Consider the following 19,578-nt stretch of genomic DNA (forward strand, 5'->3'; position numbering starts at 1 on the left):
CTATGCTCTTAAAAAGCTAAATTCTGGCAATAAAGATGGGCTTAAAATCTCATTTATATTGCCACTATGTAATTCGCCAAATTCTTTGTTATTCTCATTTATAAGCTTTTTAAATTTACAAAAATATTTATCATCACGCTTATAAATTTCGCCTATTTCATTATTTACTAATTCAATATTTGCATTTAATGGAGCAAATATTTCGTATTCATAATCTTTTTTAATAATTCCCTTACTAGCTATGCTTTTACCATTTTCGCTAAACCCATGCACTTGCATTGTGCCTTGCATTATTGAAGTTTCGTGATTTTGAGTATCATCTTTTTCATAAGGTCTAGCCATTAAATACCCATCAGTAAATCCACGAGATTTTAAAGTATTTAACTCATCATCATATTTTTTTGCATCAAATTGATTATTTAAAGTATCAATTACAGCTTGTTTGTAAGTTCTAGTTGCACAAGCTACATAATATTCACTCTTAGTTCTTCCTTCTATTTTAAAGGCATTTATGGCATTTTTTTCCATAATTTTGTCTATATAATTAGCAAGCTTTAAATCTTTAGAATTAAAAATATGTGTTCCTAAATCATCTTCTACTATTCTAAATAAAGCATTATTTTCTGGATTTTTCGCATATAATTCATAAGGAAATCTACAATCATTAGCACATGCACCAAGATTTGAGCGTCTTCCACTCTGAACTGCTGATATTAAACACCTTCCACTATAAGCAAAACACATTGAACCATGCACAAATGCTTCTATTTCAATATCTGCATTTTTTGCTATATCACAAGCATCTTTTAAGCCTAATTCTCTAGCAATTACAACTCTTTTTGCACCTAATTCTTTATAAACTAAAGCATCTTCATAATTTAAAATATTTGCTTGAGTGCTAACATGGATAGGAATATTAGGAGCTATTTGTTTTGCTAATCTCATAGCACCTATACTAGCGATTATTAAAGCATCAGGTTTTAGCTCGGCAAGTAAGGCCAAATGTCTTTTAAGACCTTCTAGTTGAGCACTCACATGAAAACCATTAACCGTTGCATAAACTTGCACACCTTTGCTATGAGCATATTTTATACCTTCTGCAAAGCTAGTTTCATCAAATTCTTTAGCAGCACGAGAGCGTAAAGAAAACGATGAAAGTCCTGCATAAACAGCATCAGCACCATAATTTACAGCAATTTTTAATTTTTTTAAATTACCTGCTGGAGCAATTATTTGTGGAGTTAGCATTATTTTTTACCTAATGATGCAATTAATGCTTCAATATCATCATTTGTAACCAAATCAGCTGTGCTATCTCCTTCAATATGAACAGCACTACTAACTCTTTTTTCATCATCAATTCTGCCTTCAAACAAGCTATTCATATACTTAGATAATGCTCTCATTACATTAATTACACGCTCAATTTTTTGTCTATGAATATCTTGATATTGCATAGCATCCATTGCCATCATAGCTTCATCTTGTCCCATTGCTAAATTATCTAATGCTTCATCAATTTTTGCTAATTGTTCTTTGCATTCAGCTAAACATTCACTAAATTTATTAACATTAGGAAATTTCTCATTTAAAGTTGTAAATAACTCAACTTGATTTTGAACTGATTTTTTAAAGGTTTTTATAATCTTTTCAGCAGTTGCAAAATAATCCATCATTGTTTCAATTTTTTCAAGTAATTCAGTAGCTTTAACTTCACTATCACGAGTTACATCATCTAATTGATTTACAACTTTATGATCTTCTGTTGGTGGTGGTGGTGGCCAAGATTTCCTTGAATCTGGTCTATATGATTTATATTCTTCTTCTAAACTCAATTCTTCATCTTCTAAATCTTCAATTGCTTCACTAGGCTCTACAACTTCTTCTTTTATATCATTAACAATCTCATCTTCAAAATCATCAAGCCCACCAGCCATTAAAGCATCTAATTCTTCTTGCGTCATTATTTTTCTTCCTTAAAATAATACTTAATTAAAAAATATTAGCTAAAATCATAGCTAATCAAATCTAACTTAAGGTTAAAAAAATGGCTAAATTTGTAAATAATGTTACCGAATTCTTTGATTTTTGCATAAGCAATGAAATAAAGTTTGTAGATTTTAGATTTACTTCTCTTGATGGCACTTGGAATCATCATACATACACTATGAAAAGTGTAACAAAAGATACACTTACTAATGGAATTCCTTTTGATGCAAGCTCATATAAAGGCTGGCAACCAATTGAAAAAAGTGATATGATATTAATCCCTGATGTTACAACAACTTTTATTGACCCATTTACAAGCGACAATACCGTTATTGTAATCTGTGATATTTTTGATGTTTATAAAAATGATTTTTATGAAAAATGCCCAAGAACAATAGCAAAAAGAACTCTTAAAATGCTAGAAAGTAGTGATATTGCTGATACTGCGTATTTTGGTGCTGAAAATGAATTTTTCATCTTTGATGATATTAAAATCGTAGATACAATGAATTATGCTATGTATCAAATAGACACAGAAGAAGGTGAATGGAATGATGGTAAGCATTATGAAGACGCTTATAACACCGGTCATCGCCCAAGAAGAAAAGGTGGTTATACTCCAGTTCCTCCTGTTGATAGTATGCAAGATTTAAGAGCTGAAATGGTTCAAGTTTTAGAGCGTGTTGGTATTGAATGCTTTGTTCATCACCACGAAAACGCACAAGGTCAAGGAGAAATCGGGGTTAAGTTTAATACTTTAGTAGAAGCTGCTGATAATGTTCAAATATATAAATATGTAGTAAAAATGGTAGCTCATCTAAATGGTAAAACTGCTACATTTATGCCAAAACCACTTCATCTTGATAATGGTAGCGGAATGCACGTTCATATGAGCTTATTTAAAAATGGTAAAAACCTATTCTATGATAAAAGTGGCTATGCAGGACTTAGCAAGACTGCAATTCATTATATAGGTGGGGTTTTAAGACACGCAAGAAGTGTAACAGCATTTACAAATCCAACTACTAATTCTTATAAAAGATTAATACCAGGGTTTGAAGCTCCATCAATTCTAACTTACTCTTGTCAAAATCGTTCAGCTAGTTGTAGAGTGCCTTATGGAATTAACGAAAAAAGTGCTAGAGTTGAAATGCGTTTTCCTGATAGTTCTAGTAATGTGTATTTGGCATTTTCATCTATGCTTTTAGCAGGACTTGATGGAATTAAAAATGAGCTTACTGCAGCTGGACCTATGGATGAGAATTTATTTAAATTAAGCCTTGATGAAATTAGAGAAAAAGGAATAGAGCAATTACCACATACTCTAAGGGGTGCTTTAGAGAGCTTAATCCGTGATAATGCTTATTTAAAACCTGCATTTACTGATGTTTGCATACAAGATTATCAACATATGAAGTTTAAAAATCAAGTTTGGCCAGTAGAACAACGCCCAACTGCATACGAATTTAAAACTACATATTCTTGCTAATTATTTAGAGGTTGAAAAACCTCTAAAGTATTAATCAATTTGAACGCTTTTTACCCTACTAAAATTATCATTTTTTGCAAGACTTAGTCTAATTATGCTATCTTCATTAGCAATTAAGCTATGATTAATATTAGCAGCTACTTTTATACTCATCAAATCTTTTAAATTTATACTTTTATTATCAATTATAAACTCAATATCCCCTTTTAAAACTTGAACCACAATCACTCCTGGAGCTTTATGCTCTTGCATAATTTTACCTTTTGGTAAAATAATTTGGATTTCTTTGTTTGCTTCATCATCATAAATTGGAGTTATTTTTAACTCACTTGAATTGCCTTGCCAATCTTTTACTTCATAAATTACATTAAATTTCATAAAATCTCCTTTGAATAATTTTAGGAGTATTTTACTCTTTAAAGAAATAAAAAGACTTGATTTATCTCATTTGTTCTAATACAAATTCAGGTGTCATTTGTTTCATACAATTATGATGTTTTAGTGGGCATACTTTTTTAGCACAAGGAGAACAAGGCAAAAATAATGAAAATAACTTACCATTATCACAAAAAGGGTATGTTTGTTTTGTATTTGTAGGTCCAAAAAATGCTAGAACTTTTATATTAAAACTAGCACCTAAATGCATAATTCCACTATCATTTGCCAATAAATAATCAAGACTAGAAACTGCTAAAGCCAATCTTTTAATATTAGTTTTACCACACAAATTAATGGCTTTTATATCGTATTTTTTAAGCTCATCTTCAATAAAATTACAAATTCCAGCTTCATTCTTAGTCCCAAAAAGTATTATTTTATGCTCTTTAAAAGTGCTAGCAATTTTTGCAAAATAACTAGGCTCATAGCATTTAGCTGCACCATAATTAGCACCAGCTGCTATTCCTATTAGTTTTCTTGTTTTAAGCTTTTTAAAAGGTAAAGCTGTGTTTAATTGCTCGTCTAATCCAAGTGGCTTTATTAGATTAAAATATTTTAAAACTTGATGAGTATTATCACTTTTGTTTGCTTTAAAATAAAATTTTTTCTTAGCATTTAATATAAATAACAAAAACTTAGATGACAAACTTGCTTTAAATGAAATTCCTAAATCAAATTCTTCTTTTAAAGCCTTAATTTGCTTTAATCTTTGTTTTTTTATCTCTACTACAATTTTACCTAAATCCTTATAAAGCTCACAAGCTACAAAACTTCCATAAAAAGTAATTTTTGCATTAGGATATTTTTTAATTAAAGCATTAATAGCACCAGCAGCCATAATAGCATCGCCTAGCCAATTAGGTAAATATATAAAAATTTTCAATACTCATCCTCATAAAATGTCTTAAATCTTTTGTGAAACCAAAAATACTCGCTAGGATTTTTTTCCCACATTTTTTTCGTGCATTCTAATTGATAAAAGCTAAGTTCTTCTATTGTTTTTTCACTAGCCTTTAATGGCTTAAAAAACTCTATACAATAACCATCGCTAATTTCATAAATATAAACAGGCAATAAATAAGCATCACACCTTTTAGCTATAAGACTTGCTGCATTGCTTTGAGTAACTTTTCTACCATATAAAATAAACTCGCTACTTTCTTTAATATGTGCGTCTTGATCGCTTACAATTCCTACTAATTCATTATTGTTTAAAGCCTTAATCATAGGTCTTAAAGCATTTGTTTTTTCTATTAGTTTTACTCCGAAATTTTCTCTATATTTAGTGAGTATGGCATTAATTTTTGCACTCTCTAAAGCTCTTCCAATTATATTAATTTTACAATTATACTTAATAGCAACAGCAGATGGCAAAATCTCCCAATATCCATAATGTGCTGTTGTAAAAACTATTTTTGCATTAGCACTTAATAAATCTTGTAAATATTCTTCGTTTTTGAATAATTTTATTTGTTTTAATAATTTTTCTTGGCTTATATTTTGATTTTTTACCATTGATAATATATAAAAGGCAAATTTTTTATAAACTTGTTTGGTAATTTCTATACTTTTTGGAGCTTGTGTGAGTTTGCAAAAATGCTCTAAGTTTTTTAAGATTATATTTTTATGTTTTTTATTAATTCTAAATGCTAGGCTACCGATTAAATTAGCAAAGAATTTTAAAATCTTATTGGGAATTAATTTTAGTAAAAAATTAAAAAAATAAAAAATAAAAATATATAAATAATCTCTCATTTGCTAAAAACCTTACTAATAATATCTAAAACTTTTTCTTTATTTACATCGCTAAATTTATAAAAATAATGTTGTAAATTAGATGGACTTATTAATCTTTTTGCAGGTTTTTTATCACATTCGTTTAAAAAAGTTATATTAGGACGATTTAAAACCACAGCAATATGAGTAGTCCCGCTATCATTTCCTATAATTAATTTTGCTAATTTGCTTAAAAACACTAATTCATTTAATGAAATTTTAGGCAAGACTTTAGCATTTTTACATTCTTTTGCAATCTCATTTGCTCTATCAAGTTCTATTTGAGAACCCCAACTAAGCAATATTTTATAATCACAATTTTTACAAATATCAATCAATTTTTCTAAAGGAAGCATTTTATTTATCTTGCTTGAGCCATTATGTAATAATATAAATTCATCTTCTACTAAAGGCTTTATTTTATTCATAATATTTTGAGTTTTTATATCATCATAAATTAATACATCACTAGTTACTAACTCATCATTGTTAAATTCTTTTAAAGCAAAGCGAGTTAATTCAAGGCTTCTTTTATACACATTTTCTAAATAATCACAATTGCAATGGTTTTTATAAAAATAATAAGCTAACTTTTCTCTTAAACCATTTTTAGAATATCCATAAGAATTTGCGCTCAAATAATTTGCTAAAAAACCTGATTTTATTCTTCCTTGATAATCAATACTAATATCATATGATTTTTTTAAATGTTTTATCTCTTTTAATGCTTTTATTGGGTGTTTTTTGAGTGGTAATGAATAAATATTATCAAACCAAATAAGTCCATCAAGTAAAAAATAAAACCTAGAATCTACAAAAAAATCAATCCTAGCTTTAGGATATGCAGCTCTTATATAATTAATATGCCATAGCATATGAAAAATATCGCCCATTGCACTAAGTCTAATTATTGCTATTTTCACTTAAATCCTTTGAAATTACACTTTCAAATTCCTTGATTGCTTGTTCATTTGAAAATTGTAATTTTATTTCTATTCTTCTGCTTGCTTGTTTATCTTCAACGCCATCTTTAAATTTTAAATCATTATAGCTTTTGCCAACTGCTACAAGTAGTTTTTCTAATCTTTTATCATTATAAAACGAATTAATAAATTTCATAATCTCCAAAGCTCTTTTTTGAGATAACTCAAGATTATAAGTAAATCCACCAACACTATCAGTATGTCCTTCAATCACTATACTATCAATATTAGCTAGAATTTCAGGTGAGCTAAGCAAGGCATCAAAATACTTAATTAGAGTTTTTTTAAGCTCTTCTTTTGCACTATCTTTAATCAAATACTCCGCACTATCAAACAAAATACTAGCATTTAAGCTAATACTGCCTGAATTCAGATTGATTAAAATATCATTTGATAATTTATTTTGTAAAGCTTGAATTAATTTTGTTTTATTATTTTTAAGCTTTTCGTATTCAACCTTAAACCCACTCAATTGCTTTGCTAATTCGTCTATTTTATCATCTTTATTTTTTATTTTTATTTCAGTATCTTCAAGATTTTTAAGTAGCATTAAAATCTGTGCGTCTTTTTTGTCAATATTACTTAATAATTCTTCCTTATTTTTTGCATTTTCATCTAAATTAAGAAGCAATTTTTTAATATAATCATTTGCATCTTTATTTTTATTTAGCTCATCGTTTAATGAAATATTGAGTTTTTCAAGCTCTTCATTTAACGAGCTCAAAAGCTCATCTTTGCTAATTATTAAAGCTTTTGATTCATCTAAATGTTTTTGTTCATTTTTTAGCTCATTTTGTGTAAAAATATATTTTAAAACAATAGCACTAAGAACTAAAATAAATACAAACAACAATCCAGCCATCAAATCAGCATAAACTATCCAAAAATTATTATTATCTTTATTACGCATTATTTATTTTATTTAATACCTGATTTGCTTCTTTGCTAAGGTTTTCAATATCAGCTTTTAATTCATCAACTATTCTAAATTCATGTTTTTCATCTTCATAAATATTCTTAAAATCTAATAATTTAGCTTCTAAATCTTCTTTTAATTTAGCAAATTCTTTCAAGCTATTTTCAATTCTTAATGAAAATTCATCTATTTTTTCTTGCATTTGCTTAGTATTTTTATTGCTTAATTCTAAAGATTTTTGAGCTAAATTTGTATGAACTATCGCAATTTTTTCATAAGATTTAAATAATTCTTTAAAACCTGTAAATTTATCTTGATGGAGTTTTGATATTTCATTAAAAAACTCATTATCATAAAGCTTTGATAATAATAAATTTGTATTAGAAAATAACTCACTATTTTTTCTAAGAGAAATTCTTTCTAATTCTTCTTTACTCCAAAAATATTTTTTACTATTAATTCTATAATTTTCTTTAAAATTATTAATTTTAGCAATACCAAGTCTTGAATAAAACATCCACCAAATAGTAAGAAAAATCCCATAAATTGAAACATAAAAAGCAGTTGAAATTCCGCTAAGCAATAAGCTAATTTCTCCTTCAAGCGCAGCTGAACTACCTACTTTAAAATCAGGCATAGATATTGCAATACTTATAAAAGTTCCTAAAATTCCAATCATTGGAAAAACAGCACTAGCAATATATCCAAATGAAAGTGGCTTTAGCTTATGTAAATAATTATCAAAAAATTCATCAAAACTCACATTAGCCTTACTAATTTCATCAATTCTTAAAGAATTATCTTTAATAAAATCTTTTAAATCATTTTCAAAAATTGACGAATTCTTTTTAATTTTTGCATATACACAATATTCATTTTGCGGTGCAAAAAACATAGCAAATACTAAGAGCACAGCACACATTATAATAGTATGTAATGGCATAATAAGTTTTATAATATTTAAATAAGCTAAAATCGCTAACACGAAGACTAATAAAGGTAAAAAGATTAAAAATAAAAAAGAAGAAAATACACTTTTCTTCTTTTTAATAATTATTGTTTGCAAGATTAATTCCTATTCATACAATTTAACTCGCTAAACGCTTGTAAAAGGCGTTTTTGCATAGATTTTTCTCCAGCAACTAACCACATTCTTGGGTCATAATATTTCTTATTAGGCTTATCATCACCTTCAGGATTTCCGATTTGTCCTTGTAAATATCCGTGATTTTTTACTTCATATTCACGAACACCATCCCAAAATGCCCATTGAGTATCAGTATCTATATTCATTTTAATTACGCCGTAATTGATTGCTTCAGTGATTTTTTCTGCTTCACTACCACTTCCGCCGTGGAATACAAAATTAAGTGGTTTTGCACCCTTTTGTAAATATTCTTGACAATTATGCAAAATTACTGGCTCAAGTCTTACATTTCCTGGTTTATAAACCCCATGAACATTACCAAAACTTGCTGCGATTGTATAATTTGTCCCAATTTTGCTTAATTCTTTATGAGCTAGTGCTACATCGCTTGGTTGAGTGTATAATTTAGCATTGTCAATATTTGTATTATCAACTCCATCTTCTTCTCCACCAGTGCAACCTAATTCAATTTCTATACCGATTTCTAATGCGTTAAATTTCTTAAAATATTCGCAAGAAATTTCAATATTTTCGTTTAAACTTTCTTCGCTTAAATCAAGCATATGAGAACTAAATAAAGGTTTTTTATGAATTGCATAAAATTCTTCATTTGCCTTAATTAAATCATCTATCCAAGGTAAAAGTTTTTTTGCTGCGTGATCGGTATGTAAAATAGCAACTACTCCATAAGCAGCTGCTACTTCATGCACATACTTTGCACCTGCAATTGCCCCAATTACTGCTGAATTAGGACAATCTTTTCCTGCAAAAAAACTTGCTCCGCCATTACTAAATTGAATAATAATAGGCGAATTTGCTTCACGAGCAGCTTTTAATGCGGCGTTTATAGAATTTGTTCCTACAACATTTACTGCTGGAATTGCAAATTTATTTTCTTTTGCGTAAGCATAAACACGCTCTAAATCTTTACCATAAATAACACCTGGTTTTACTAATTCTAAAACACCCATTATAAATCCTTATTTAACTTGTAAGCCTGAATTTTTAATCAAATTCTCAACTTCGTTTTTAATTAATTCTTTATGTTTTTCATTTTTTAAACCATTTTCAATAAATGGAGTTGCTTCTTGTAAGCTTCCTTGTCTGCTAGCTCTAAAATCTTCTCCTAAGATTACATGAAAACCAAATTGAGATTTTACAGGTTCTGAAACTTCATCTTTTTTAAGTTTTTTAGCTGCATTGAAAAACTCAGGAACTAATTCATTTGCACTCATATAAGGTAAATCGCCACCCATTGCTCCTGAACCTTTATCAAGTGATTTTGATTTAGCAAGTTCGCTAAATTTAGCTACTAATTTATCTCCTTTAAGACCTTTTAATTGTTTTAATATTTCTTTAGCATCAGCTTCACTAGCAACTAAAATATGTTTAGTTTTTACAGCTTCAGGAACTTTAAAATCATTTGAATGTTCATCATAATATTTTTTAATTTCAGCATCACTTACCTTGATACCTTCAAATTTTTTCAATAAATATTGTTGAGCAAGTAATAATTCTTTTGCACTATTTAAAGCTGATTGAAATTTCGCATCTTTATCTAATTTCATTTTTTCAGCTTCTTTAGCAAAAAGTCTTTTTGATAATACATCTCTTATTAAACCATCTTTAACTTCTTTTGGAAGCGCACTTACATCGCTTATTTGAAATTGAGCTAAATAAGGTGCTAAATCATCGCTTGTAATTTCTCCACCTTTATAAGTTGCAACCACAGCTGCATTTAAGCTTACACCACATAAAAGTCCTGCTAGAACTAATGAAATTTTTTTCATAATATCTTCCTTTTTCAATTGATTTGATATATCATTTTACAAATATTGTGTAAAAAAATAGTAAGATAGTAATTATGAGAAGAAGAGAAAAAGAAATTAAAAATAGATTTTTAAATAATTATAAAAACGCAAAAAGTGAATTAATTTTTAATAATGATTATGAACTTTTAGTTTGTGTTATGCTATCAGCTCAATGCCTTGATAGTAGAGTTAATCTAATAACACCAAGTTTATTTGCAAACTATCCTGATATAAATTCTTTAGCAAATGCAAATTTAATGAATATAAAAGAATTAATTAAAAGTTGTAATTTTTATCAAAATAAAGCAATTAATCTTATCAAAATGGCAAAAAGTGTTGTGGAATTTCATTCAGGAATTATACCTATGAGATTTGATGATTTAATAAATCTTGCAGGGGTTGGAGAAAAGACTGCTAATGTGGTTTTATGCGAGAGTTTGGGTGCAAATGTAATGGCTGTAGATACTCATATTTTTAGAGTTAGCAAAAGATTAAAAATATCAAATGCAAAAACTCCTAATGATTGTGCTAAAGAGCTTACGAAACTATTTAAAACTGACCTTGATAAATTGCATAAAGGAATGGTTTTGTTTGGAAGATATATTTGCAAGGCTAAAAAACCTGATTGTAATAATTGTTTTTTAAACGATTTATGTGATGAATATAAAGAGCAAAAGAACTCTAATAATCAATAAAAAACATTATTTTATAATATTTATTGTTTTAATTGCTGTATTTTGTTTGCAAGTGCATTTGAAATTCTTAGATTTTTGCGAGTTTTTAGAACAAGATAGTTATGAATTAAAAATAAGCAATAATTATTTAAAAACTAAAAATAATAAAAGTTATTATGTTCTAGCACTTGCATATAAAGATGTTTTAATATACACAACTACTAAAAAAGAAATTAAATCCAATAAAATTAGATTAAAATTCGCAGCTAAAAATAAGCTTAATTTTTATGAATACTTACAAGCTAGATTTTATTTACCAAGCTATGCCTTAGAAGAATTAGATGAGATTAAAGAAAACGCATTTGTAAGTTATTTTATAAATCAGCACGAGAATTTAACTATGAAGCAATTTTTTGGAGCTTTGTTTTTTGCAAAAAGCATTAGCAAGGATTTAAGAGATAGCGTAAATTACTATGGGATTGCACATTTACTAGCAATATCAGGCTATCATTTAGGGCTTATTTATTCTATATTTTTCTTTATATTTTCAATTATTTATAAGTATTTTCAAAAAAGATTTTTCCCATATAGGTCAATTCATTTTGATTTAGGAATAATTATTTTCATAATCTTAGCCTTATATTTTTATGAAATTGGTCTAGTTGCAAGCTATTTTCGCTCATTTATAATGGCTATTTTGGGATTTTATTTTATAATTAGAGCAATTAAAATTCTTAGTTTTTCGCATTTATTTTTAGCATTTTTTATTTGCATTGCTATTAATCCTAGCTTTTTATTTAATGTAGGATTTTTCTTCTCTTGTCTAGGGGTTTTTTATATATTTTTATTTATTTATCATTTTAATGCTAATTCGCTTACAAAACTAATCTGCCTTGAACTTAGCACCTTTTTTGCAATGGTTGCACCTGTTTTATACTTTTTTCCATTGCTTAGCTTTCAACAATTATTAGGGATTATTTTAACTCCTATTTTTGTGATTTTTTATCCTTTAGTTTTGTTTTTACATATTATTAATTTAGGAGATTTATTGGATAAATACTTATTAATGTTTTTAGATTTTAAAATGTTTGCAACTAATTTTAAATTGGAATTTAAATATTTTTTCATTTATTTAATACTTAGTTTTTTATCAATTTTTCATAGGTATTTAGCAATTTTTGTTATAAGTTTGAACTTAATATTTTTTATTTATCTAGGATTTTTATGAAAAAGATTTTACACATTTTAAAAACAATTATTAATGTAAGTGATAAAGGTATTTTACAACACGCTAGTTCGCTTTCTTTTTATAGTGTTTTAAATATTATTCCGATTTTATCTTTAAGTTTTTTTGTATTCGCTCATATGCCAAGTTTTAAAGAACAAAGCAGCCAATTAAATAATTTTATATTTAGCTTAATTTTGCCAAACCAAGAAGCAAATTCTGTAAATTACATAGAGCAATTTTTACAAAATAGCACAAAACTTGATGTAGCAGGAATTATCGCTATGGTTTTTGCTTTATTTATGTTTTTTAATGCTTATGAAAATACCATCTCGCACATTAGCAATACTCCTAAAAAGGGCTTTTTTTCATCACTTAGCACATATTGGTCGCTAATTACTCTAGCACCTTTAGGATTATTAACTAGCTTTTATTTAAGTTATAAAATTCAAAAATATATAGATGCAATAGGACTTAAGTTTAATTTCTTAGGGATTTTACCTTTTTTAATCATTTGGGCTTTGTTTTTTGTATGTTTTCATATATCAATTAATAAACATTTAAATCCTAAAATCATAGCTCTAGTAAGCTTTTTAGTAGCTTTAGTTTGGAGCATTTTTAAAAGTCTTTTTGTATTTTATATATCATTAAATAAAGTATATGCTAGCATTTATGGTAGCTTTTCTGCTGTTTTATTTTTCTTTATATGGCTTTATTTTTCTTGGATAATTTATCTTAATGGAGTAAGAATTAGTTCTTTACTAAACACAGATAATGCAAAAACAAAATCAACAAAATAGGAACTAAATTCCTATTTTAAAATCCATAATTGTTTAATTTAAATTATATAAATATATTTAATAATTTTATAAATATTTTGCTAATTTAAAATCGCTAATTTGACTATATATTAGGAATTTCAGAATATTTTTTCAAAATTTATTTTTTTTAAGTAAAGTTTAAGATTGTAGGAGTAGAATGCCGGCGCATTTTAATTAAAAAGGAAGAAAAAATGAAAAAGTTATTAGTTTTAACAGCTATCTTAGGTGCATTTAGTGCAGGTTTATTCGCAGAAGAAAATACAGACGCTACAAAAGTTCAACCAGTAGAACAAACTCAATCAGTAGAAAATGCTGATGCAAATGCACAAGCAGTTGCAGTTGAGCCAGAAGCAGAAAAAAAAGACGCTGAAAGCAAATAATTTCTAAGCTACCTTTTAGGTAGCTCTTCTTTATATATCAATCAAAACTTTATTAAATAAAATCTCAAAATTATTACAAAATTACTCACTTTTTTAAAAAAATAAAATTAATTGCTTATATTTGTAACAAATTAAATATTTTAAGACAAAATAAAGCGATTTAATAAAAGGAGTTTTAATGGAAAAAATCAATCTCGGTATTGCAACTTTGCTTAGCAATGATAATGGCACTAGTGTGCTTGAACTTAATTTTTATAGCACATTTATTTGTATTATGCTTGTCTTAATTTTGGGTAGAATAATTACTAAATATTCTAGCTTTTTAAGAAATTACGATATTCCAGAGCCTGTAACTGGTGGTATCATAGTAGCATTTATTTTATTCTTATCTAGTTATTATGCAAATTTTACAATCAAATTCGCAGAAGATATAAAAACCCCACTTTTATTAGCATTTTATGCAACGGTTGGGCTTAGTGCTGATTTTGATAGTATCAAAAAGGGCGGGAAATTACTAATTACTTTCTCAATTGCTGTTTTCGTCTTATTAGTGGTTCAAAACGCAATTGGTGTTGGAGTAATGAGTGCTATGGGTGAAAATCCATTAATAGGCTTACTTGGTGGCTCAATTACACTTAGTGGTGGGCATGGAACTGGCGCTGCTTGGGGAGATACATTTCAAGAAGCACCTTATAATTTCGCACAAGCAACTGATATAGCAATGGCGTGTGCTACTTATGGATTAATTTCTGGAGGGCTTATTGGTGGTCCTATGGCAAATTATTTAATCAAAAAATTTAATCTAAAAAGCGATGAAGTAGAAAACAATGAAACATCAAGTGATGAAGCATTTACAAGTCCGCAAAAAGTAAGATTAATTACAAGTTATAGTTTTATTACAAGCTTAAGTTTAATTGCTCTTGCTTTAGTGATTGGTAATGCAATTGATTATGCGTGTCAAGCAGCAAATGTAGCTACTAATAAAGAAATTCGCTTTTTAAAATTCTTAGATAGTATGCCAACATTTGTATGGTGCTTATTTTCAGGAATTATTATTAGAAATGGCTTTAGCTCACTAAATATTCATAAAGTATTTGATAGAGAAGTAGGTGTGATAGGAAATGTGGCTTTATCATTATTCCTTGCTATGTCAATTATGACTTTAAATATCGTTGAACTTATAAAATTAGCTGTTCCAATTAGCGTTTTATTAGTAATTCAAACAATAGCAATTATTATTTATGTAAGATATGTAACCTTTGTTATTTGTGGCAAAAACTACGCAGCAGCTTGCCTTGTAGCAGGACATTGTGGCTTTGGTATGGGTGCAACTCCAACCGCGATTGCAAATCTTCAAGCAGTAACAAATCACTTCGGACCTTGCAAAATAGCATTTATTATCGTTCCTATTATGGGTGGATTTTTAGTAGATATTGTAAATGCTCTTGTTGTTACTGGCTTTGTTGATCTTTTATTTTAATTCCTAGATTTTCTAGGAATTACATTCTTTTGGGGTTTTTAAATCAGGTAAAGTAAAATTAGCCTTTTTTAAAAGCTCTAAAATCTCTTTAGTATTTTCATAATTTATCTCATAATAAATAAACGCCCCATCTCTACTAGCTATTAATAAATCAGCATCTTTTAATATCTTTAAATGCCTTGAAATCCTAGACTGAAGCATTTCAAAACTCTCACATATCTCACATACGCAACATTTTTTATGAATATCTAAAAAAGCTAATATTTTAAGCCTAGTTTCATCATTTATAGCTGCTGTATAATTTAATAAATTCTTCATTTTAATCCTTAGTAAAATAAATAAAGTAAAATTCCAAAAATATTTGCCATTGATAAAATACTAAGTATAAATATTATCATCATACGAATTTTAAACATTGACTTAAGTAAAATTAATTCAGGCAAAGAACAACCCCCACCAGCTATTAAAAAACTAAAAAATATACCGATAGGAAACCCAACATTTATTAAAGTTACTCCCAATGGAATAATCAAGCAAGTTTGTATATAAAGCAACAAACCAACAAAACTAGCCAAAAATATACCATAAATTCCAAAACTAGATAAATAATCTTTAATAAATTCAACAGGCATAAAATTATGCAAAAAAGCACCTATTAACATACCAAATAATACATAATAAAAAATATCATTATATGATTTTAAAGACTTGTATAAACATTCATACAAATTAAGCTTGGTATTTTGATTAAATTGAAATTCTTTAGTTACAATATCTTTTAATAGCAATCTTGCAGGTATTAAACCTATTAAATAGCTTATAATAAATACAAATATAACTATATAAATAATGTAATAAAAAGTTATGCTAAAACCAAATGCACTAAGTAGCATAGTAATTAGCATAGGATTAATTAATGGCGAAGTTAGTAAAAAAGCACTAGCTACTCCGTGATTAATATTATTTTTAATTAAAGAATTAAAAACAGGTATAGTTGAACAAGAACAAAAAGTAGTAATTGAGCCTAAAAATATTGCTATAAAATATGAAAAAACATTATTTTTTAAATATTTATTAAAGCTATATCTTGAATTAATATAAAACATAATCATATTGATAAAAATAAATAAAAAGCTTATTTCAGCAGTTAAAAACAAAAACTCATAAAAAGTTTCTAATAATTTCTCACTTGTAAATTCCATAAAAATCCTTTTTCAAAATAAAATAATTTTGAAAATTTATTATAGTATTCTAAATATCAAGTTATCTTGATATATTATAAATATATTAAATACTTTTCACAAGATTTCAATCAAAATAGCTATGAGAATTTAAAATTAAGAATTTTTATAAATATTTTAATTACTAATACAATTTATACTATTTTTAAGCTTCTTTTTAGGATTTGGCAATTCATCAACCATTGCTATTACAATCATACTCAAAAGCTATTTATCTTCTTATAACAAAATATCTAATTTTGCTCTTTTAAAAAAGTAATAAAATTAGCTCATTTATATATTTAATGCTTTAATAATAACTGATTATCAAAAATACCACCTACAATAAAAACATACTCACTAAAAATATATTTATAATCAAACAAGTCTAAAACATACTTTAAATAATCCTTAATTTTAGCTATAAATTAATCTTTCTTAAAAATAGCAATAAGTAAAATTAAAAATTATGTTTAGTCTAATTACTATATGATTATGTATAAGTTAAATTGATATAAAGTTAAATTATAAGTAAAATAAATTGTATAAATAATAAAACTTTTTAAAGTAACAAAATCAAAACATATTAAAAATTACCATAAAATATTGTTCTTATAAATCAAAAATAATTCCAAAATACTAATTAAGTAAAACTAATAATTTATCTCTTAAAAATAAAGCATTTATATCTAATATTTAGTAGAAAATATTTAAAAATAGTATTAAACACACAATTTTTAAATATTTTTATACTAAATAATTTATTTAAAATATATTTTTAATTATATTTAACACGAAAAATTGTGCTAAATATAATTTATTTTGTATTATTTTTTCATCTCTATTGCGCGTTTTAGCATTTGATCGGCTGTTGTGATACTCTTAGCGTTTGCTTCATAAGCCTTTTGAAAAATAATCACTTGAGTAAGCTCCGTGCCTAAATCCACATTGCTTTGCTCTAAATAATTTGATTTGATTTTATATGAGTTTATTACATTACCATTTGCGTCGGTAAAAAATATAGGATTTCCACTATCAGGAGTAGTGCTGAACTCATTTTCTCCATTTTTATGTAAGCCTTGCTCATTTACGAAATTAAACACTGCAAACTTAGCTACAGCTTGAGATTTACCATTGGTAAAATTAGCTAATATATTGCCCCTTTCATCAATAGCATAATCTTTTAAAACTCCTGCTGGATAGCCGTTTGCTTCTACATAACGCTCTATTTTTGCATTATCAATACAAGTTAATCCATCATATCCACCCTTGCCATCAACTCTTGGGCTTCCTAGATTTAGATTTATTCCATCTATTTGATTTAATTCATTTGTATTTAATGAACCATCAGTATTAAAAATAATATTCCCACTAGCTTCACTAATAGTATTTCCTTGAGTATCTTTTAAAATAGCAGTAGCTTTAAAATTAAGCTTATCAATAGCTTGTATTTGCAAATCAATTTTTCTAATATTTCCATTCGCATCATAAGTTGCTATATCAAATTTATTATTAGCACCTACATTAATAGTCTTTACTTGCCTTGCACTAAAGCTATTTACATTCCCGCTAATTGTCTTTTCTAAATTCCCAAACTCATCAGCAAATGCTTCTATAGTATCGCTTCCATCTCCCCTATCAACTTCTAATAAAATTCTAGCATTAGGCTCAAGATTACTTGCTTTAAAAGTGCTTTTATTATTATCAATTTCTAATTCAATATTATCAAGATTTATATATTTATCTTCTTCGTGAAAAGCATTGCTAAGATTTGCTTTAATATTTACATTTGTAGTTGCTACTGCATTCATAAAAAGTGTTCTTGGCAATGTTATAGGAGTTTGTGCGTTTGGTGCGTTTAGTTTAATATCTAAATCATTATTAGATATTGTAAAACCAGCATTTGAACTAACTTTTCCAAACATTTCTTTAATATTTTCACTCATAGCACTCGCATTAAATCCAGCATTCATAGTCCCTAGCACAAATCTTCCAAAACTATCAACCAAATTAAAATCGCTATCAATATTAAAAGCCCCATTTCTAGTATAATAAGTATTACCATCGTAATCTTTTATGCCATAAAATCCCTTGCCTTCAAGTGCTACATCAAAGGTATTTTGACTAGAAACTAAAGCTCCTTGTTTTTGAGAAAAAGTTGAGCTTAAACCACTTGCAGCAAGTCCAACTTGATTTGCCCCAAAATTATTTAAGCCACCAACATCATTGCCTGTTTGATAAAATATGTCTTTAAATTCAGGCATAGCAGCCTTGTAGCCAACGGTGTTTATGTTTGAAATGTTATTAGCTAATAAATCCATTCCAAAACTATGAGTTTTTACCCCACTAACCCCGTTATAAAATGAACGCATCATAGTTTTTCATCCTGAAATTGTGCTATATCATCAAAGCTGATTTTAATACCAGAAGCGTTTAAATAAGCCTTGCCATCTTCAAAAGTAACCCCATCAACCTTAAAATACCCGCTAGGAATTTGAACTATATTTCCGTGTTCATCTTCATATTGAGCTACGAATTTAAAATCGCCCTTCTCTCTAATAGTTCCATCTTCATATCTAGTATCCCAAATAAAATTATTATTACCTTTTTGAATAATGTCTTTATTAACTTTAATTGCGTCAATTTGCTCTTTATTTGAATTAAATACACCTATTACTACATCATTTGGAGCACCATTTGGAAAGTATAAGTTAAACGGCAAATCAACGGCCTTACCATCGTGAGTAAAGGTATCTTTTTTAAGCACAGCCATTTTACCAACCGCATTAATCATACCAATTCCTACACTATTGCTAAGTAATTCCATTCTCTTAGCTAATTCATCCATAGTTTTATTGGTTTTTTCTTGAGTTTCAAGAGCTGCTAGTTGGCTTGTTTGAGTTAGCATTTTATCACTATCCATTGGACTTGTTGGGTCTTGATGTTTTAATTCTTCAAGCAATAATCTCATAAAAGCTTCTTGAGAAATCTTAGAATTTGGATTAGTCCCATCGGCTTCTTTTAAGGCTTTTGCATCTGCTTCTTGCTTTTTTACATCACTTGTATGAATGGTATTATCAAGGCTAAAGCCCTCTGATTTTTGCTTATCAGAAAGCGTATTAGCATTTTGTGCAGCGATACTTGTATTAACACTCATAGCAGTATTATTCATAGGTGAAATTGCCATTTTCTATCCTTGTTTAAAAATATTTTTACTTATATAGCAAAG

The 19,578-nt window shown here is 27.4% G+C and carries 20 protein-coding genes; 6 read left to right on the forward strand and 14 right to left on the reverse strand.

Translation table 11 applies throughout. The features are described 5' to 3' along the window. Together KJR01_RS00180 and KJR01_RS00185 are read right to left on the reverse strand one after the other, a co-directional pair. Positions 1 to 1,248 (reverse strand): peptidase U32 family protein, encoded by a 1,248-nt coding sequence (locus tag KJR01_RS00180; protein WP_214115758.1) that lies wholly within the window; start codon positions 1,246 to 1,248, stop codon positions 1 to 3. After that, on the reverse strand, positions 1,248 to 1,964 hold the full coding sequence (locus KJR01_RS00185; RefSeq protein WP_214115759.1) for a chemotaxis protein: 717 nt from the start codon (positions 1,962 to 1,964) through the stop codon (positions 1,248 to 1,250). Before KJR01_RS00185 ends, KJR01_RS00180 begins: the two co-directional genes overlap by 1 nt. A gap of 83 nt (positions 1,965 to 2,047) precedes the next feature. Between KJR01_RS00185 and glnA the strand changes: the two genes are divergently transcribed. Next, the gene (glnA, locus tag KJR01_RS00190; protein WP_214115760.1) at positions 2,048 to 3,478 is read left to right on the forward strand and encodes a type I glutamate--ammonia ligase; all 1,431 of its coding nucleotides are present in this window, start codon (positions 2,048 to 2,050) and stop codon (positions 3,476 to 3,478) included. Positions 3,479 to 3,508: 30 nt separating this feature from the next. Here glnA and KJR01_RS00195 read toward each other — a convergent pair whose 3' ends face one another. The 8 genes from KJR01_RS00195 to KJR01_RS00230 all read right to left on the reverse strand — a co-directional run bounded on the left by KJR01_RS00195 (position 3,509) and on the right by KJR01_RS00230 (position 10,528). Next, positions 3,509 to 3,856 carry a cupin domain-containing protein gene (locus KJR01_RS00195; RefSeq protein ID WP_214115761.1) on the reverse strand — a complete coding sequence of 116 codons (348 nt, stop codon included), beginning with the start codon at positions 3,854 to 3,856 and terminating at the stop codon, positions 3,509 to 3,511. Between the two features lie 61 nt (positions 3,857 to 3,917). Further along, positions 3,918 to 4,799, reverse strand: a complete 882-nt coding sequence (locus KJR01_RS00200) for a glycosyltransferase family 9 protein (RefSeq protein ID WP_214115762.1) — start codon at positions 4,797 to 4,799, stop codon at positions 3,918 to 3,920. Next, positions 4,796 to 5,671 (reverse strand): lipid A biosynthesis lauroyl acyltransferase, encoded by an 876-nt coding sequence (locus tag KJR01_RS00205; protein ID WP_214115763.1) that lies wholly within the window; start codon positions 5,669 to 5,671, stop codon positions 4,796 to 4,798. The genes KJR01_RS00200 and KJR01_RS00205 overlap by 4 nt, the downstream gene beginning before the upstream one ends. Continuing rightward, positions 5,668 to 6,615 carry a glycosyltransferase family 9 protein gene (locus tag KJR01_RS00210; protein ID WP_214115764.1) on the reverse strand — a complete coding sequence of 316 codons (948 nt, stop codon included), beginning with the start codon at positions 6,613 to 6,615 and terminating at the stop codon, positions 5,668 to 5,670. The genes KJR01_RS00205 and KJR01_RS00210 overlap by 4 nt, the downstream gene beginning before the upstream one ends. Beyond that, the gene (locus KJR01_RS00215) at positions 6,596 to 7,585 is read right to left on the reverse strand and encodes an OmpA family protein (RefSeq protein WP_214115765.1); all 990 of its coding nucleotides are present in this window, start codon (positions 7,583 to 7,585) and stop codon (positions 6,596 to 6,598) included. The genes KJR01_RS00210 and KJR01_RS00215 overlap by 20 nt, the downstream gene beginning before the upstream one ends. Continuing rightward, complete coding sequence (locus tag KJR01_RS00220) at positions 7,578 to 8,657, reverse strand: MotA/TolQ/ExbB proton channel family protein (RefSeq protein ID WP_214115766.1); 1,080 nt, start codon at positions 8,655 to 8,657, stop codon at positions 7,578 to 7,580. The genes KJR01_RS00215 and KJR01_RS00220 overlap by 8 nt, the downstream gene beginning before the upstream one ends. A 2-nt stretch (positions 8,658 to 8,659) precedes the next feature. Beyond that, positions 8,660 to 9,709, reverse strand: coding sequence for a class II fructose-bisphosphate aldolase (gene fbaA, locus KJR01_RS00225; protein ID WP_214115767.1), 1,050 nt, complete (start codon positions 9,707 to 9,709; stop codon positions 8,660 to 8,662). A gap of 9 nt (positions 9,710 to 9,718) precedes the next feature. Beyond that, positions 9,719 to 10,528: a peptidylprolyl isomerase gene (locus KJR01_RS00230; RefSeq protein WP_214115768.1), complete on the reverse strand. Its 810-nt coding sequence runs from the start codon at positions 10,526 to 10,528 to the stop codon at positions 9,719 to 9,721. Between the two features lie 74 nt (positions 10,529 to 10,602). On the opposite strand from KJR01_RS00230, the gene nth reads away from it, so the two are divergent. The 5 genes from nth (at position 10,603) to gltS (ending at position 15,129) form a co-directional block, all read left to right on the forward strand. Beyond that, positions 10,603 to 11,244, forward strand: a complete 642-nt coding sequence (gene nth / locus KJR01_RS00235; protein ID WP_214115769.1) for an endonuclease III — start codon at positions 10,603 to 10,605, stop codon at positions 11,242 to 11,244. Continuing rightward, positions 11,207 to 12,451, forward strand: a complete 1,245-nt coding sequence (locus KJR01_RS00240; protein WP_214115770.1) for a ComEC/Rec2 family competence protein — start codon at positions 11,207 to 11,209, stop codon at positions 12,449 to 12,451. Before nth ends, KJR01_RS00240 begins: the two co-directional genes overlap by 38 nt. Continuing rightward, positions 12,448 to 13,248: a YihY family inner membrane protein gene (locus tag KJR01_RS00245; protein ID WP_214115771.1), complete on the forward strand. Its 801-nt coding sequence runs from the start codon at positions 12,448 to 12,450 to the stop codon at positions 13,246 to 13,248. Before KJR01_RS00240 ends, KJR01_RS00245 begins: the two co-directional genes overlap by 4 nt. A gap of 212 nt (positions 13,249 to 13,460) precedes the next feature. Next, positions 13,461 to 13,649 (forward strand): hypothetical protein, encoded by a 189-nt coding sequence (locus KJR01_RS00250; RefSeq protein WP_214115772.1) that lies wholly within the window; start codon positions 13,461 to 13,463, stop codon positions 13,647 to 13,649. Positions 13,650 to 13,827: 178 nt separating this feature from the next. Beyond that, positions 13,828 to 15,129 (forward strand): sodium/glutamate symporter, encoded by a 1,302-nt coding sequence (gene gltS / locus KJR01_RS00255; RefSeq protein WP_214115773.1) that lies wholly within the window; start codon positions 13,828 to 13,830, stop codon positions 15,127 to 15,129. 12 nt (positions 15,130 to 15,141) lie between these two features. Here gltS and KJR01_RS00260 read toward each other — a convergent pair whose 3' ends face one another. The 4 genes from KJR01_RS00260 to KJR01_RS00275 form a co-directional block, all read right to left on the reverse strand. After that, complete coding sequence (locus KJR01_RS00260; protein ID WP_214115774.1) at positions 15,142 to 15,447, reverse strand: ArsR/SmtB family transcription factor; 306 nt, start codon at positions 15,445 to 15,447, stop codon at positions 15,142 to 15,144. Between the two features lie 8 nt (positions 15,448 to 15,455). Further along, entirely contained in the window at positions 15,456 to 16,331 is an 876-nt protein-coding gene (locus KJR01_RS00265) for a permease (protein ID WP_214115775.1), read from the reverse strand. Between the two features lie 845 nt (positions 16,332 to 17,176). Further along, complete coding sequence (locus KJR01_RS00270) at positions 17,177 to 18,724, reverse strand: flagellar hook-basal body complex protein (RefSeq protein WP_214115776.1); 1,548 nt, start codon at positions 18,722 to 18,724, stop codon at positions 17,177 to 17,179. After that, positions 18,721 to 19,536, reverse strand: coding sequence for a flagellar hook capping FlgD N-terminal domain-containing protein (locus tag KJR01_RS00275; RefSeq protein WP_214115777.1), 816 nt, complete (start codon positions 19,534 to 19,536; stop codon positions 18,721 to 18,723). Before KJR01_RS00275 ends, KJR01_RS00270 begins: the two co-directional genes overlap by 4 nt. Positions 19,537 to 19,578 lie beyond the last annotated feature (42 nt).

The sequence above is a fragment of the Campylobacter sp. 2018MI10 genome, assembly GCF_018501175.1.
Taxonomy (GTDB): domain Bacteria; phylum Campylobacterota; class Campylobacteria; order Campylobacterales; family Campylobacteraceae; genus Campylobacter_E.